The sequence below is a fragment of the Vibrio sp. Y176 genome, assembly GCF_033438945.1.
The window spans coordinates 1-615 of the sequence record NZ_JAWOQS010000760.1 but is presented as its reverse complement, the minus strand read 5'-3'; the positions used below and the strand labels follow the sequence as shown (position 1 = coordinate 615).

The 615-nt window shown below is 50.2% G+C and carries 1 protein-coding gene; it reads right to left on the bottom strand.

The window, feature by feature from the left end:
- Positions 1 to 615, bottom strand: a 615-nt coding sequence (locus tag R7O13_RS28505; RefSeq protein WP_318305411.1) for a PTS sugar transporter subunit IIA, incomplete at both ends; no start/stop codon positions are given.

Below are 615 nucleotides of genomic sequence, written 5' to 3'. Positions count from 1 at the left end.
GTTCAGAATTGATTGGTGAGCGTTGTTACAAGCCGCAAACGCAACCAAAGCACGCACTTTTTGACCTTCGTATTCGCAATCGTTGGCCGTCGAGACAAAAGACACACCCGTGCGAGAAACGTGCTTATCGCTACCAACTAGCCACAAACCGTTGCCAAGATGAGTCGGTGCTTTTGTCACGAGATCAGCAACAAATTCAGCGCCAGCACAGCCAGTGTTTTTCAAGAGGCCACCAGCCACAGCGCTCATCTGTACCATATCGCTTGCAGGGAAAAGCAGTTGGAGAAGAGACGCATCGAAGTCCGCTTCAAGCTGAACATCACCATGAAGTAAGGCAATGATGTCTTCTTCGTTTTTTGCATCGCGAAGACGCTCTTCCACGCCATCAGCACCTAGCACTTTGGTCAGTTGCTTCAGAATGCCTAAGTGCTCGTCTGATTTTGCCGCGATACCAATCGCAACGAAGACTTTGTTTCCGTCACCCCAATCCACACCTTCAGGAAAGTGGTGAACAGCGACGCCAGTGGTTTTTACCATCGAGCGAGTGTCGGTTGTGCCGTGAGGGATCGCGATGCCGTTACCCACAAACGTTGAGTTTTGGTTTTCACCATCTAG